This window comes from Pseudomonas syringae group sp. 247E2, from assembly GCF_032587795.1.
Classification (GTDB): Bacteria; Pseudomonadota; Gammaproteobacteria; order Pseudomonadales; family Pseudomonadaceae; genus Aquipseudomonas; species Aquipseudomonas amygdali.
The window spans coordinates 41,804-55,477 of record NZ_JAWHPK010000026.1; the positions used below are offsets into that span (position 1 = coordinate 41,804).

Genomic DNA, 13,674 nt, shown 5'->3' on the forward strand with positions numbered 1-13,674 from the left:
GCCGTCAACGCGCTCGCCACTCCCCCAAACGCCCCCGCAAACGAGCTGCGCACTGGCTGTGTAACTGACTGACCCGAGATTCGCTGACCCCAAGAACCTCTCCGATTTCCTTGAGGTTCAGCTCTTCGTCGTAGTACAGCGCCAACACCAGACGCTCACGCTCTGGCAAATTGGCAATTGCATCGGCCAACGCTGCCTGGAAGCGCTCGTCTTCCAGGTCGCGCGACGGCTCAAGCGAACCGCTTGCGCCATCCTCATGCAGCCCTTCGTGATCGCCGTCCTGAAGCAGGTCGTCGAAACTGAAGAGGCGGCTGCCCAAGGTGTCATTCAAAATCCCGTAATAATCATCAAGACTCAACTGGAGTTCGGCCGCAACCTCGTGATCTTTAGCGTCACGGCCGGTTTTAGCTTCAATTGCACGAATTGCGTCACTGACCATTCGGGTATTGCGGTGCACTGAGCGTGGTGCCCAGTCGCCCTTGCGCACTTCATCCAGCATCGCACCACGAATGCGAATGCCGGCGTAGGTCTCGAAACTCGCACCTTTGGTTGAATCATATTTGGTGGAGACTTCAAGCAGACCGATCATGCCAGCCTGGATCAGATCCTCGACCTGCACGCTGGCCGGCAAGCGCGCCAGCAGATGATAAGCGATACGCTTGACCAATGGCGCATAACGCTCGATCAACTCGTATTGCGAATTACGGGAAGCCTTGCTGTACATCTGGTAGCCGCTCGCAGTCATTGCACAGGCCCTGCACTGGTCTGGTGAACGAGTCGCTCAACGAAGAACTCGAGATGACCCCGCGGGTTGGCTGGCAGCGGCCAGGTATCAACCTTCTGGGCAATGGCCTTGAACGCCAGCGCACATTTGGATCGCGGGAATGCTTCGTAGACGGCGCGCTGTTTCTGTACGGCCTTGCGCACGCACTCGTCGTACGGCACGGCACCTACATACTGCAGCGCGACATCAAGAAAACGGTCCGTCACTTTGGTGAGTTTGGCGAACAGGTTGCGCCCTTCCTGCGGGCTTTGCGCCATGTTGGCCAGCACCCGGAAGCGGTTCATGCCGTAGTCGCGGTTGAGCAGTTTGATCAGGGCGTAGGCATCGGTGATCGACGTGGGCTCGTCGCACACCACCAGCAACACTTCCTGAGCGGCGCGCACGAAGCTGACCACCGATTCGCCGATACCGGCAGCCGTGTCAATCACCAGCACATCAAGGTTGTCGCCAATCTCGCTGAACGCCTGGATCAGACCCGCATGCTGGGCCGGGGACAGATGCACCATGCTCTGGGTGCCAGAGGCGGCAGGCACGATACGCACCCCACCCGGCCCCTGCAACAGAACGTCGCGCAACTCGCAACGGCCCTCTATCACATCGGCAAGTGTACGTTTAGGCGTCAGCCCAAGCAGAACGTCGACATTGGCCAGACCCAGATCGGCGTCCAGCAGCATGACACGACGGCCAAGCTCGGCAAGGGCCAGTGAAAGATTCACTGACACGTTAGTCTTACCGACGCCACCTTTGCCACCGGTCACCGCGATAACCTGTACGGGATGCATGCTGCCCATGTTATTTCTTTACCTTGTCTTGCGTAGACCGAAACCACATCGAGGGCTGCACGTTCGCAAATGAACACCGCATGGCAGACCGTTGACGCAGGGACATTCCAATAATATCCATCACTTAACCCACTCTCTTGCCAGGGGTGTGATAGAGGTCAGCAAACATATCAGCCATCGCTTCCTCGCTCGGCTCATCCTGCATCTGCACACTCACCGCACGGCTCACCAGTTGATGACGACGCGGGGTGTGCAGGTCGTCAGGAATACGGGGTCCGTCCGTGAGGTAGGCCACAGGTAATTCATGACTGATCGCCAGGCTCAGGACTTCGCCAAGGCTGGCTGTTTCATCAAGCTTGGTCAGAATGCATCCGGCCAGGCCACAACGCTTGTAACTGTGATAAGCAGCGGTCAGCACCTGCTTCTGGCTGGTGGTCGCCAGTACCAGGTAGTTACGCGACTTGATGCCACGCCCTGCCAGGCTTTCCAGTTGCATGCGCAGCGCAGGATCGCTGGCCTGCAGCCCGGCGGTGTCGATCAACACCACGCGCTTGCGCAGCAGCGGCTCCAGCGCCTGGACCAGCGACTGGCCAGGATCGACATGGGTAACCGGCACGTTGAGGATGCGCCCAAGGGTCTTGAGCTGCTCCTGTGCGCCGATGCGGAAACTGTCCATGCTGACCAGAGCGATATTCTGCGGACCGTACTTCAACACGTAACGTGCCGCCAGCTTGGCCAGCGTGGTGGTCTTGCCCATGCCGGCAGGCCCGACCATGGCAATGACTCCACCCTCTTCTAGCGGCTCGATGTCCGGTACGGCAATCATGCGCGCCAAATGGGCCAGCAACATGCGCCAGGCCTGACGAGGCTCGTCAATCTCCGGGATCATCGACAGCAGATCGCGCGACAGCGGGCCGGACAAACCGACACGTTGCAGGCGGCGCCACAGATTGGCCTGCTGCGGACGACTGCCCTGCAGCTGGTTCCAGGCCAGGGAGCCAAGCTGAACTTCCAGCAGCTCGCGCAAGCCGTTCAATTCGGAGCGCATCGAATCATAGGCGCGCTGGCCGACAGCAGGCTCTGCGGGCGCAGGCGGCGTGTACGCGAATGGTCGTGGCGGCTCTTCGAGCGTCGGCTCGATGTGCGTATCGACAGCGCTGACCGGTTTGCCGGAAAACAGCTGAAGATTGATCGACGCGTCACTGTCGCTGCGGTTGTTCAATTCGGCCTGAGCAGAGACGATGCGCGACTGGGTCTTGCGCAGCTCGTCTTCGAGCTCCATGTTCGGCACACGCGGTGCCAGGGCGGACAGCTTGTAATCCAGAGCGGCAGTCAGCTCTACGCCACCGGCAATGCGCCGGTTACCGATGATGGCCGCCTCGGCGCCCAGCTCATCGCGAACCAGTTTCATGGCTTGACGCATATCGGCGGCGAAAAATCGCTTAACTTGCATGACTCACTACCTCAGCCGTTCGGCCCGACAGTCGCTACGATGGTTACTTGCTTGTTGTCCGGAATTTCCTGATACGCCAGAACATGCATGTTCGGTACAGCCAATCGTCCAAATCGTGACAGCATCGCCCGGACAGGCCCTGCTACCAGAAGAATTACCGGCAACCCTTGCATCTCCTGACGCTGGGCGGCCTCAATCAACGAACGCTGGAGCTTCTCAGCCATGCTTGGCTCAAGAAGAACGCCTTCTTCCTGACCCTGACCAGCCTTCTGCAAACTATTGAGCAATATCTGTTCCAACCTTGGCTCCAGAGTGATAACAGGCAGCTCCGGCTCAACACCTACAATGCTTTGGACGATTGCGCGGCTCAGACCCACTCGCACGGCAGCCACCAAAGCGGCGGTATCTTGACTCTTGCCAGCGTTGTTGGCGATAGCTTCCGCAATGCTACGAATATCACGCACAGGTACATGCTCAGCCAGAAGCGCTTGCAGCACGTTGAGCAGCGAGGACAGGGACAGCACACCAGGGACCAGCTCTTCAGCCAGTTTGGGCGAGCTTTTGGCCAACAATTGCATTAACTGCTGGACTTCTTCGTGACCAATCAGCTCATGAGAGTGCTTATAGAGAATCTGGTTCAAGTGGGTTGCCACCACAGTACTGGCGTCCACTACGGTATAACCCAGCGACTGCGCCTGGCTGCGCTGGCTGATTTCGATCCAAACGGCCTCCAGACCAAACGCCGGGTCTCTGGCGGTGATGCCGTTCAGGGTGCCGAACACTTGACCGGGGTTGATCGCCAGCTCGCGATCCGGATAAATCTCGGCCTCGGCCAGAATCACGCCCATCAGCGTCAGACGGTAGGCGCTGGGTGCCAGATCAAGGTTGTCACGGATGTGTACGGTCGGCATCAGGAAGCCCAGCTCTTGCGACAGCTTCTTGCGCACGCCCTTGATACGCGCCAGCAGTTGACCACCCTGATTGCGGTCCACCAGCGGAATCAGGCGATAACCCACTTCCAGGCCGATGATGTCGATAGGGGTGACGTCATCCCAACCCAGCTCCTTGGCGTCCTGAACACGGGTCGGCGAAGGCAGCAGGTCCTGTTGGCGTTGCACTTCGGCCAGCGCCTCGACTTTCACCTGGTTCTCTTTCTTCCAGAGCAGATACGCACCACCCGCAGCCACCAGGCCGAGGCTGATGAAGGAGAAGTGCGGCATGCCCGGCACCAGCCCCATGACGATCATGATCGCAGCGGAAACTGCCAGGGCCTTGGGCGAGGCGAACATCTGACGATTGATCAGCTTTCCCATCTCTTCCGAACCGGAAGCGCGGGTCACCATGATCGCTGCGGCAGTGGACAGAAGCAGTGATGGCAATTGCGCCACCAAACCGTCACCGATGGTCAGCAGGGTATAAACGCGGCCTGCATCAGCGAACGTCATGTTGTGTTGCAGAATACCGACCAGCATGCCGCCGATCAGGTTGATGAACAGAATCAGCAAACCGGCAATTGCATCGCCGCGCACGAATTTGCTGGCACCGTCCATGGAACCGTAGAACTCGGCTTCCTGAGCGACTTCAGCACGGCGACGCTTGGCTTCTGGCTGATCGATGAGACCGGCGTTGAGGTCGGCGTCGATTGCCATCTGTTTGCCTGGCATCGCGTCGAGGGTGAAACGCGCGCTGACCTCGGAAATACGGCCGGCACCTTTGGTGATTACTACGAAGTTGATGATCATCAGAATCGCGAACACCACGATACCGACAACATAGTTACCACCGATCACCACCTCACCGAAGGCCTGAATCACCTTGCCCGCAGCGGCGTGACCGTCCTGACCGTGAAGCATGACCACTCGCGTGGAAGCAACGTTCAGTGCCAGACGCAACAGCGTGGCGACCAGCAGAATGGTTGGAAACACCGAGAAGTCCAGCGGCCGCAGAGCGTAAACACACACCAGCAACACGACGATGGACAGTGCAATGTTGAACGTGAAGAACACGTCCAGCAGGAACGGCGGCATAGGCAACATCATCATTGCCATCATGACCAGCAACAACAGCGGAACGCCCAACTGACCACGGCCCAGGCCAGTGATATTGCTGCGTGCGCTACTGAATATCTGAGAACGATCCACTGATTGTTTACCTGCGCACTAGATCAAAACATTGACGCCGATGGCGACCTGTATCGACCCTATTGCAAAAAGCTGTCCAACTTTTACAAAGCCAGTGCTGGTAAGGCTTTAAAGGCAGAATTAACGTGAAACCGGCATACCTTGCGCAGTCAGAAAATCTTCCAGAGTGGACGCAGAGCGTCCAGAACGGCATGCGACGCGGAGCGTCGCACGATAGTGAGATGATCGTTCCTCACGCTCTGCGTGGGCATCGCACAGAGCGGACGCAGAGCGCCCGGAACGGCATGCGACGCGGAGCGTCGCACGATAGTTTAGATGATCGCTCCTCACGCTCTGCGTGGGAATCGCACAGAGCGGACGCAGAGCTTCAGGAACCGCATACCCATGCGGAGCGCGAGCGCGACGGTGGTCTGCTGGCGACGAAGCAAAGGGCTACGCATCGCGCTGCAGGTCGGGCGGGATCTTGATGTCACCCAGTGGGTCTGGGCGCTTGCCTTGACCGGCGCGGAATTGGCGGATCTGGTAGACATAGGCCAGCACCTGGGCCACGGCCAGATAAAGCCCGGCAGGGATTTCCTGGTCCAGCTCGGTGCTGTAGTAGATGGAGCGGGCCAACGCCGCAGATTCCAAAATCAGTATCTGGTTATGCGCGCCGATTTCGCGAATCTTCAGCGCTACCAGGTCAGTGCCCTTGGCCAGCAACATCGGCGCCCCGCCCTGCTCGGGATCGTATTTCAAGGCTACGGCAAAGTGCGTCGGGTTGGTGATGATGACATCCGCTTCCGGAATCGACGCCATCATCCGCCGCTGGGACATTTCGCGCTGCAACTGGCGAATACGCTGCTTAACCTCGGGGCTGCCCTCGCTGTTCTTATGCTCGTCACGCACTTCCTGCTTGGTCATCAGCAACTTCTTGTGCGCCTCATACAGCACAAAGGGCACGTCGGCAGCAGCAATGAATATCAGACCACAGGCCATCCAGAAGCTGCTCCAGCCGACCACCAGCAGGCTGTGTATCATCGCCTGTTCCAATGGCTCATGAGCGATGGCCACCAGATCATTGCGCTCGTTGCTCAAGACCACCAGCGCAACGGCGAGGATGATCAAAAACTTGCCGAAAGATTTGAGCAGCTCGACCAGCGCATGCGGTGAAAACATGCGTTTGAGCCCTGCCGCCGGGTTCATCCGGCTGAATTTGGGCATCAGCGATTTGGTTGCGAACAACCAGCCGCCGAGCATGATCGGCCCCACCAGCGCCGCCACCAGCATGGCGATCAGAAACGGCAGCATCACGACCAGCGCGTGCAGGCCGGAGCTGAGCAACGCCTTGCCCATGTATGACTGATCCATGAGCGTTTCGCGGCTGATCGTAAAATTGTCGCGCATCAGCTCGGACATCATCTGCGCAATGCCTGAGCCGAACATCAGCAACCCGCCCGCCCCCATCAGCATGACCACCAGCGTGGTCAGCTCCTTGGAGCGCGCAATCTGCCCATCCGCTCTGGAGTCCTTGACCTTTTTTTCCGTGGGGTCTTCTGTCTTGTCCTGACCATTCTCGTTTTCTGCCATCTCAACGAGCCCTCACCATGTCGCGCAACGATTGCAGTGCCTGGCTGGCAATCGGCTGATACTGATTGAGAATATCGCCCATGCTCATCCACAGGATGACCATGCCCAGCACGAGAGTCAGCGGGAAACCGATCGAGAAGATGTTGAGTTGCGGCGCTGCACGGGTCATGACGCCAAAAGCGATGTTGATGATCAGCAATGCAGTAATAGCAGGTAACACCAGCCTGAGCCCGGAACTCAACGCCCAGCCTAGCCCGTTCGCCAGCTCCCAGAAATTATTGACCAGCAGACCACCACCCACCGGCATCGTGGTGAAGCTTTCGACAAGCACTTCCAACACCACCAGATGGCCGTTCATGGACAGAAACAATAGCGTGACCAGCATGGTAAAAAACTGGCCGATAACAGCCGAAGATACGCCGTTGGTAGGGTCGACCATCGAGGCAAAGCCCATGCCCATCTGCGTCGAGATGATCTGCCCGGCGATCACGAAGATATGGAAAAACATCTGCAGGGACAGCCCCATGCCGGCACCGATGATGATCTGCTCGCCGATCAGCAACAGCCCACTGAGGTCAAGCGCCTGAACCGGCGGCATGGCTGGCAGCGCTGGAGCGACCACCACAGTGATGGCAAATGCGAGGTAAAGACGCACGCGTCGGGGAACCAGCGTGGTGCCGATCACCGGCATGGTCATCAGCAACGCGACGATACGAAACATCGGCAGCATGAAGCTCGCTACCCAGGTACTGATCTGGATATCGGTCAGCGCAAGCATCGGCTGCATGCGGCGCTAGCCGATCAGCGTCGGAATACTGGTGTACAACGACAGCATGTATTCCATGAAAATTTTCAGCAGCCAGGGGCCGATGACAATCAGCGTCACGAGCATGACCAACAGGCGCGGCAGGAAGCTCAGGGTCTGTTCGTTGATTTGCGTGGCCGCCTGAAACATCGCCACCAGCAGACCGCACAACAGGCTCGGCACCACAAGAATTGCGACCAGCACCGTGGTCAGCCACAGCGCCTCGCGAAACAGATCGACAGCTACTTCCGGCGTCATCGGGCAGACTCCTCAGTGAAACGGCTCATACGCCACCAAAACTGCCAGCCAGGGTGCCGACGATCAGCGCCCAGCCATCCACCAGCACGAACAGCATGATCTTGAACGGCAGCGAAATGATCAGCGGCGACAGCATCATCATACCCATCGCCATCAGCACACTGGCCACCACCAGATCGATGATCAGAAACGGAATGAAGATCATGAAGCCGATCTGAAACGCCGTCTTGAGCTCCGAAATCACGAACGCTGGAACCAGAATGGTCAGCGGCGCGGCATCCGGGGTGGGGATGTCGGTACGCTTGGACAGGCGCATGAACAGCTCAAGGTCACTGGTACGGGTTTGCGCCAGCATGAAATCCTTGATCGGCACCTGCGCCTTGGCGACTGCATCCTGTGCAGTGAGCTTTTCAGCCAGATAAGGCTGCAGCGCATCCTGATTCACACGGTCGAAAACCGGCGCCATGATGAACATGGTCAGAAACAGCGCCATGCCCGTCAGGATCTGGTTGGAAGGTGTCTGCTGCAAACCGAGGGCCTGACGCAGAATCGAGAAGACGATGATGATCCGGGTGAAACTGGTCATCAGCATGACAAACGCCGGAATGAAGCTCAGCGCAGTCATGATCAGCAGGATCTGCAGACTGACCGAATACTCCTGCTGACCATCCGCACCATTGGACAGCGTGATCGCCGGTATCGATAGCGGATCGGCTGCCAGTACAGCAGGCGTCACCATGACCAGCAACAGCAGTATCACGAAACGCAGCGCGCCCATCACTTCTTGTCCTTATCCTTGCCCATCAGCTCCATCAGGCGCTGAGCGAATTCAGGGGTCGCCTGCTCACGCACTGGCACCTGTACCGGTTCCTTGAGCACATGCAGGGGCGTGATCCGCCCTGGCGTGATACCCAGCAAGATCTGTTCACTGCCGATCTGCACCAGCACCAACCGATCACGCGGACCGAGCGCGCGCGAACTCACCAATTCGATGACCTGACCATTGTTCGGCCCCACGCGCTGCACGCGGCGCATCAGCCATGCGAGCACGAAAATCAGACCGATCACCAGTATCAGACCGAACAGCAGTTGCACCACCTGCCCGCCCATACCGCCGGATACCGTATTGGCTACCTGCGCAGGTGCGGCCTGAGCAGCGGGCTCGGCAGCCCAGGCCAGTGACGGCAGGGTTAGCAGAACACTTAGCCAGCGCCTCATTTAGCGCAGCTTCTTGATGCGTTCGCTCGGGCTGATCACGTCGGTCAGACGGATGCCGAACTTCTCGTTGACCACCACCACCTCGCCATGCGCGATGAGCGTGCCGTTGACCAGCACATCCAGCGGTTCGCCAGCCAGGCGATCCAGCTCGATCACCGAGCCCTGGTTGAGCTGCAACAAGTTACGAATATTGATATCGGTGCTGCCCACTTCCATGGAGATCGACACCGGAATGTCGAGAATCACATCCAGGTTGGGACCGTCCAGAGAAACCGGACCCGTGCTTTTCGGCACGCTGCCGAACTCTTCCATGGTCATCCGGCTACCCGAATTCCCCGCATCCGCCGCCAGCAACGCATCGATATCAGCCTGACTGTCGCCAGCTTCGCCCAATGCAGCAGCCCACTCGTCGGCCAACGCCTGATCTTCAGCAGACGTCATATCGTTTTCATCAGCCATCAGTTGTCCTCTGCACGCAGTATTTCAGTTACGCAACAATTTCCGACGTTGACCAGACAGGTCAGCGTCGCGCTATGGGTTCGATTACTTGCAGGGCCATCTTGCCCTTGTGCGAGCCAAGCTTGACCTTGAATGACGGTACGCCATTGGCACGCATGACCAGCGACTCGCTCAGTTCCACCGGGATAACGTCACCAGGACGCATGTGCAGGATGTCCCGCAACGGCAACTGACGCTGAGCGATGGTCGTGGTGAGCGGCACATTGACATCAAGAACGTCTTCCTTGAGCGCGTTGATCCAGCGCTCATCCTGATCGTCCAGATCCGACTGAAAACCGGCATCGAGCATTTCGCGGATCGGCTCGATCATCGAGTACGGCATGGTCACGTGCAGATCGCCGCCACCGCCATCCAGTTCGATATGGAAAGTGGAAATCACCACGGCCTCGCTCGGCCCGACGATGTTGGCCATGGCCGGGTTCACTTCCGAGTTGATGTACTCGAAGTTCACTTCCATGATGGCCTGCCAGGCTTCCTTGAGGTCGATGAACGCCTGATCCAGCACCATGCGCACGACGCGAAGTTCGGTCGGCGTGAACTCACGGCCTTCGATCTTGGCGTGACGGCCATCGCCACCGAAAAAGTTGTCCACCAGCTTGAACACCAGCTTGGCATCAAGGATGAACAGCGCAGTACCACGCAGCGGCTTGATCTTGGCCAGGTTGAGGCTGGTCGGCACGTACAGCGAATGCACGTACTCGCCGAACTTCATGACCTGAACGCCACCCACCGCCACGTCCGCCGAGCGGCGCAGCAGGTTGAACATGCTGATACGCGTGTAGCGGGCGAATCGCTCGTTGATCATTTCCAGCGTCGGCATGCGCCCGCGGACAATCCGGTCCTGACTGGTCAGGTCGTAGCTTTTGACGCTGCCAGGCTCGCTGACGGTGTCGGTCTGGACCATCCCGTCGTCGACGCCATGCAGCAGCGCGTCGATCTCATCCTGGGAGAGCAGGTCTTGCACGGCCATGTGAGAGTCCTACTGCAATACGAAGTTAGTGAAGAGCAGCTGTTCAATCACAGTCTTGCCTAGTTCTTTCTGTGCCACTTCCTGAATGCTCGCGGTCGCTTTCTGACGCAGCATTTCCTGGCCGATCGGCGAGGCCAGCGACTCAAAGGGTATAGCTGCAAACAGCATGACCAGGTTGTTGCGGATCAGCGGCATATGCGCCTTCAGCGCTTCCATGTCGGCGGCATTGCGCGCCAGCATGGTGATACTGACCTGCATATAGCGCTGGCGACCATTGGAATTGAAGTTGACCACGAAGGCCGGGGTCATGGGTTCGAACACCGCCACTGGCTTGACGTTAGCTGCGGCAGCGGCAGCAGCCGGGTCTGGTGTGCTTTCGCTCTTGTGCATGAGGAACCAGGTCGCGCCCACCGACAAACCTACCGCCAGCAGCAACGCCACAACGGCGAGGATGATGAGCTTGAGTTTGCCTTTGGTTGCCGGGTCTTTAACTTCTTCGCTCTTCGCCATGCCAATAATCCGTCACTATTCAAGAGGTTCTTCAATACGTGACAGAGGCAGAGCAAGTGTTATGCCAGAGTTGTACGAGATGGAGATGTATCGGACACAACCGGTTACGTGGCTGGGCGCGGAGGGATGGTGATGCTTGTGTCAGTGCCGAATCAGCCCGACCCGGGAGCTGATGACTATCGTCCCCACGCTCCGCGTGGGAATGCCGTTCGTGACGCTCTGCGTCACACGGCAGTTCTGCGACTTCAGGTAGATTGGCGTTCGGCCCAGATTCTCGTTCCCACGCTCCGCGTGGTAATGCATTTCGTGACGCTCTGCGTCACACAGCGGTCCTGCGAGATCAGGTGGATTGGCGTTCGGCCCAGATTCTCGTTCCCACGCTCCGCGTGGTAATGCCTTTCGTGACGCTCTGCGTCACACAGCGGTTCTGCTATGTCAGTTATGTTTGTGTCCGGCTCAGGTTACCTTTTCGCCCCTCGGCGACCTACTTTGATGGGGCCAAAGTAGGCAAATCCCCTCGCTCCTGTTTCCGGCCCGACTTCGTCGGGTTCCTTCGCCCTGTCACTGATCCGGGGGTCGCCGCAACGGGCCATCCATGGCCCGGTGCGGCTAGCCTGGCGTCCTGCCAGGCTACCCCCGGATCAGCGCCAGGACTCAGCCGTCACCAAGGTCGCAATTTGCGTCGTCTGTACCATCGGGATCGAAAAGCATTTCTGCCTTAACAACTAGCAGACAAGGCATGACTTCGCGTCGCGGCTGCCATGTGAGGCAAGGAGCATCACGCGTAATAATCGATCTCGCTGCTGCCGATCACGCGCGCAGCCGGCTGGCTGACCGGAACAGCGGCATCGACGCCTGCAATTTCATCCGGAGTGTCGCCTGAGCTCACGCCATTGCCACGACCGTTGCGCTGGGCACGGCTGGCCTGCTCTTGAGCCTGTTGCTGGGCCTGCTGTTGCGACTGGTCGGAAACGTTGACGTCGACGTTGCCAAGCCCCTGCTGAACGAACGACTCACGCAACCTCGACATCTGGCTTTCCAGTGCGTCACGCACGCCCATATGGGCGCTCATGAACGTTACCTGGGTCTGCTGCTCAGGTGCCATGTTGATGCGAATGTCCAGACGTCCGAGTTCGGCGGGCTCCAGCTTGATATCGGCGGTTTTGAGGTTCTGGCTCGACAGGTACATGACGCGGTCGACAATGCCTTCGGTCCAGCCGCTTTGGTGCATGGCCAACGGCTGATTCATCAACGGCGCTGCGGCAGGCGCTGCCGCAACACGGGCCGGTTGCGCGGCCTGGCTCAGCGCAGCGAGGCGATCGGCAAAGTTGTCGACGCGCGTGTCGCCCGCGGCGCTTTTGACATCTTTCAGTCCTTCGCCGATCAAGCCGCTGAACGACTTGTCACTGCTTTCCGTGCTGCTCTCTTCCGAGGGAAGCTGCTCGCTCAGGGCCGACAGGTTATTGACGAGATTCTGGTTTGGATCGGCCTCTGCGTTGGTCGGCGTTGCTTTGTTGGCAGCATGGGTATTCTGCGCAGCCAGCTGCGTTTTGGCGTTGGCATTCTCCAGCGCCAATTGCACTGCATCCAGACCATCAAGCGGATCGGCGTCCGGATTGAATGCTTCTTCAGTCGCTGCGGGCGGAGCAGCCTGAGTGACCGTGAGCACGGTAGCTACGGGCGCAGCCGTGGCGTCAGGGCTTTGTGGTCTGGCGACCGGCAACGCAGGCGCTTGAGCAGCCATCGCCTGCAACGCCGGGTCAAGCACCGGATCGACAATCGCCAGCCCTTCAGTCAATGCAGAGTCGGCAGATGCCTGTGCATCATCCTGCTTTGAACCGGCACTGGCAGCATCATCCTCAGCGGCAGTCGATCGGGTTGGCAAATCATTGCCGCTATCGGCAACACTCGACGTGTCAGCGGCATTGGCCTGATCACTGGCAGGCTTGTCCTTGCCGGCGGCGACCTTGTCCTTGTCAGGCGCAGCCTTGTCGCGAGCCGGCTTGACCGGCGCATCATCACGCGACGGAACGGCATCCTTCGCCTGTTTGGCATACACATTGGAAAAGCTGGAGGCCCCGTCTTTGCTGCTGTCAGCAGACTTGACCGCATTATTGGCCGTACCGGACCTTGAGGTCGCAGTGCTTGTGGCCTGAAGAAGCGCATTGGTAGCGAGGGGCATTTCGGTCTCCGCATAAGCTGCTGGTTATCGCCTTACCAGAACACTGAGCAATATGCGGGCCAACCTTCCACACCCACTTCAAAGGTTGCCGAATAAAGGAAGATCGGGGATCTGGAAATCAGTGATCAGCTGACAAACAACTGCCGCTCTGCGTTAAACAAACCGCGAATAGTCATGTATTCGCTGTCGATTTTACCGATCAACTCTGTCAGACCTGTGAACAACTGCTGACGGGACTGCTCTTCCAACTGACGACACAACTCGGAAAGTTGCAAGGCACCCATATTGGCGCTGCTGCCCTTGAAACTGTGCGCGGTGAGGCTCAATTCCTGAAAGTCAGGATGGCTGACTTGAACAGCAAGACGCAGTTGCGCGATACGCTGCTCGGAATCCTTGAGGAACACATCCAGCAAGGTCGGATATTCGTCCTCCATGACTTCCTGCAAGGCATTCAGCACGCTGTAATCCAGATGAATCGACACT

14 protein-coding genes are annotated in these 13,674 nt (G+C 58.5%); all 14 read right to left on the reverse strand.

All coding sequences use genetic code 11. The features are described from left to right. Positions 1–4 precede the first annotated feature (4 nt). Positions 5–745 carry an RNA polymerase sigma factor FliA gene (fliA, locus tag RYC18_RS22310; RefSeq protein ID WP_002554271.1) on the reverse strand — a complete coding sequence of 247 codons (741 nt, stop codon included), beginning with the start codon at positions 743–745 and terminating at the stop codon, positions 5–7. Continuing rightward, complete coding sequence (gene fleN, locus RYC18_RS22315) at positions 742–1,575, reverse strand: flagellar synthesis regulator FleN (protein ID WP_003412391.1); 834 nt, start codon at positions 1,573–1,575, stop codon at positions 742–744. The genes fliA and fleN overlap by 4 nt, the downstream gene beginning before the upstream one ends. Positions 1,576–1,690: 115 nt before the next feature. Further along, positions 1,691–3,019: a flagellar biosynthesis protein FlhF gene (gene flhF / locus RYC18_RS22320; protein WP_002554273.1), complete on the reverse strand. Its 1,329-nt coding sequence runs from the start codon at positions 3,017–3,019 to the stop codon at positions 1,691–1,693. Positions 3,020–3,030: 11 nt separating this feature from the next. Continuing rightward, a complete protein-coding gene (gene flhA, locus RYC18_RS22325) occupies positions 3,031–5,160 on the reverse strand; it encodes a flagellar biosynthesis protein FlhA (RefSeq protein WP_002554274.1) in 2,130 nt (709 codons plus the stop codon). Between the two features lie 432 nt (positions 5,161–5,592). After that, complete coding sequence (gene flhB / locus RYC18_RS22330) at positions 5,593–6,729, reverse strand: flagellar biosynthesis protein FlhB (RefSeq protein WP_002554275.1); 1,137 nt, start codon at positions 6,727–6,729, stop codon at positions 5,593–5,595. 1 nt (position 6,730) lies between these two features. Beyond that, positions 6,731–7,516 carry a flagellar biosynthetic protein FliR gene (gene fliR, locus RYC18_RS22335; protein WP_002554276.1) on the reverse strand — a complete coding sequence of 262 codons (786 nt, stop codon included), beginning with the start codon at positions 7,514–7,516 and terminating at the stop codon, positions 6,731–6,733. A 6-nt stretch (positions 7,517–7,522) separates the two neighbouring features. Next, the gene (locus tag RYC18_RS22340) at positions 7,523–7,792 is read right to left on the reverse strand and encodes a flagellar biosynthetic protein FliQ (protein ID WP_002554277.1); all 270 of its coding nucleotides are present in this window, start codon (positions 7,790–7,792) and stop codon (positions 7,523–7,525) included. A 25-nt stretch (positions 7,793–7,817) separates the two neighbouring features. Further along, positions 7,818–8,570, reverse strand: a complete 753-nt coding sequence (fliP, locus tag RYC18_RS22345) for a flagellar type III secretion system pore protein FliP (protein ID WP_002554278.1) — start codon at positions 8,568–8,570, stop codon at positions 7,818–7,820. Continuing rightward, entirely contained in the window at positions 8,570–9,010 is a 441-nt protein-coding gene (gene fliO, locus RYC18_RS22350; protein WP_004664467.1) for a flagellar biosynthetic protein FliO, read from the reverse strand. The genes fliP and fliO overlap by 1 nt, the downstream gene beginning before the upstream one ends. Then, on the reverse strand, positions 9,011–9,469 hold the full coding sequence (gene fliN / locus RYC18_RS22355; RefSeq protein ID WP_002554280.1) for a flagellar motor switch protein FliN: 459 nt from the start codon (positions 9,467–9,469) through the stop codon (positions 9,011–9,013). It abuts the gene before it with no gap. Positions 9,470–9,530: 61 nt separating this feature from the next. Continuing rightward, on the reverse strand, positions 9,531–10,499 hold the full coding sequence (gene fliM / locus RYC18_RS22360; RefSeq protein WP_002554281.1) for a flagellar motor switch protein FliM: 969 nt from the start codon (positions 10,497–10,499) through the stop codon (positions 9,531–9,533). A 9-nt stretch (positions 10,500–10,508) separates the two neighbouring features. Then, positions 10,509–11,009, reverse strand: a complete 501-nt coding sequence (gene fliL / locus RYC18_RS22365) for a flagellar basal body-associated protein FliL (RefSeq protein ID WP_002554282.1) — start codon at positions 11,007–11,009, stop codon at positions 10,509–10,511. Positions 11,010–11,787: 778 nt separating this feature from the next. After that, positions 11,788–13,191 carry a flagellar hook-length control protein FliK gene (locus tag RYC18_RS22370; protein ID WP_005731570.1) on the reverse strand — a complete coding sequence of 468 codons (1,404 nt, stop codon included), beginning with the start codon at positions 13,189–13,191 and terminating at the stop codon, positions 11,788–11,790. 125 nt (positions 13,192–13,316) lie between these two features. After that, positions 13,317–13,673 (reverse strand): Hpt domain-containing protein, encoded by a 357-nt coding sequence (locus RYC18_RS22375; RefSeq protein ID WP_005731569.1) that lies wholly within the window; start codon positions 13,671–13,673, stop codon positions 13,317–13,319. Position 13,674 lies beyond the last annotated feature (1 nt).

Coding starts and splice junctions, on each gene's coding strand:
- fliA (WP_002554271.1), bottom strand. CDS start 745: ATGACTGCGAGCGGCTACCAGATGTACAGCAAGGCTTCCCGTAATTCG.
- fleN (WP_003412391.1), bottom strand. CDS start 1,575: ATGGGCAGCATGCATCCCGTACAGGTTATCGCGGTGACCGGTGGCAAA.
- flhF (WP_002554273.1), bottom strand. CDS start 3,019: ATGCAAGTTAAGCGATTTTTCGCCGCCGATATGCGTCAAGCCATGAAA.
- flhB (WP_002554275.1), bottom strand. CDS start 6,729: ATGGCAGAAAACGAGAATGGTCAGGACAAGACAGAAGACCCCACGGAA.
- fliR (WP_002554276.1), bottom strand. CDS start 7,516: ATGCAGCCGATGCTTGCGCTGACCGATATCCAGATCAGTACCTGGGTA.
- RYC18_RS22340 (WP_002554277.1), bottom strand. CDS start 7,792: ATGACGCCGGAAGTAGCTGTCGATCTGTTTCGCGAGGCGCTGTGGCTG.
- fliP (WP_002554278.1), bottom strand. CDS start 8,570: ATGGGCGCGCTGCGTTTCGTGATACTGCTGTTGCTGGTCATGGTGACG.
- fliO (WP_004664467.1), bottom strand. CDS start 9,010: ATGAGGCGCTGGCTAAGTGTTCTGCTAACCCTGCCGTCACTGGCCTGG.
- fliN (WP_002554280.1), bottom strand. CDS start 9,469: ATGGCTGATGAAAACGATATGACGTCTGCTGAAGATCAGGCGTTGGCC.
- fliM (WP_002554281.1), bottom strand. CDS start 10,499: ATGGCCGTGCAAGACCTGCTCTCCCAGGATGAGATCGACGCGCTGCTG.
- fliL (WP_002554282.1), bottom strand. CDS start 11,009: ATGGCGAAGAGCGAAGAAGTTAAAGACCCGGCAACCAAAGGCAAACTC.
- RYC18_RS22370 (WP_005731570.1), bottom strand. CDS start 13,191: ATGCCCCTCGCTACCAATGCGCTTCTTCAGGCCACAAGCACTGCGACC.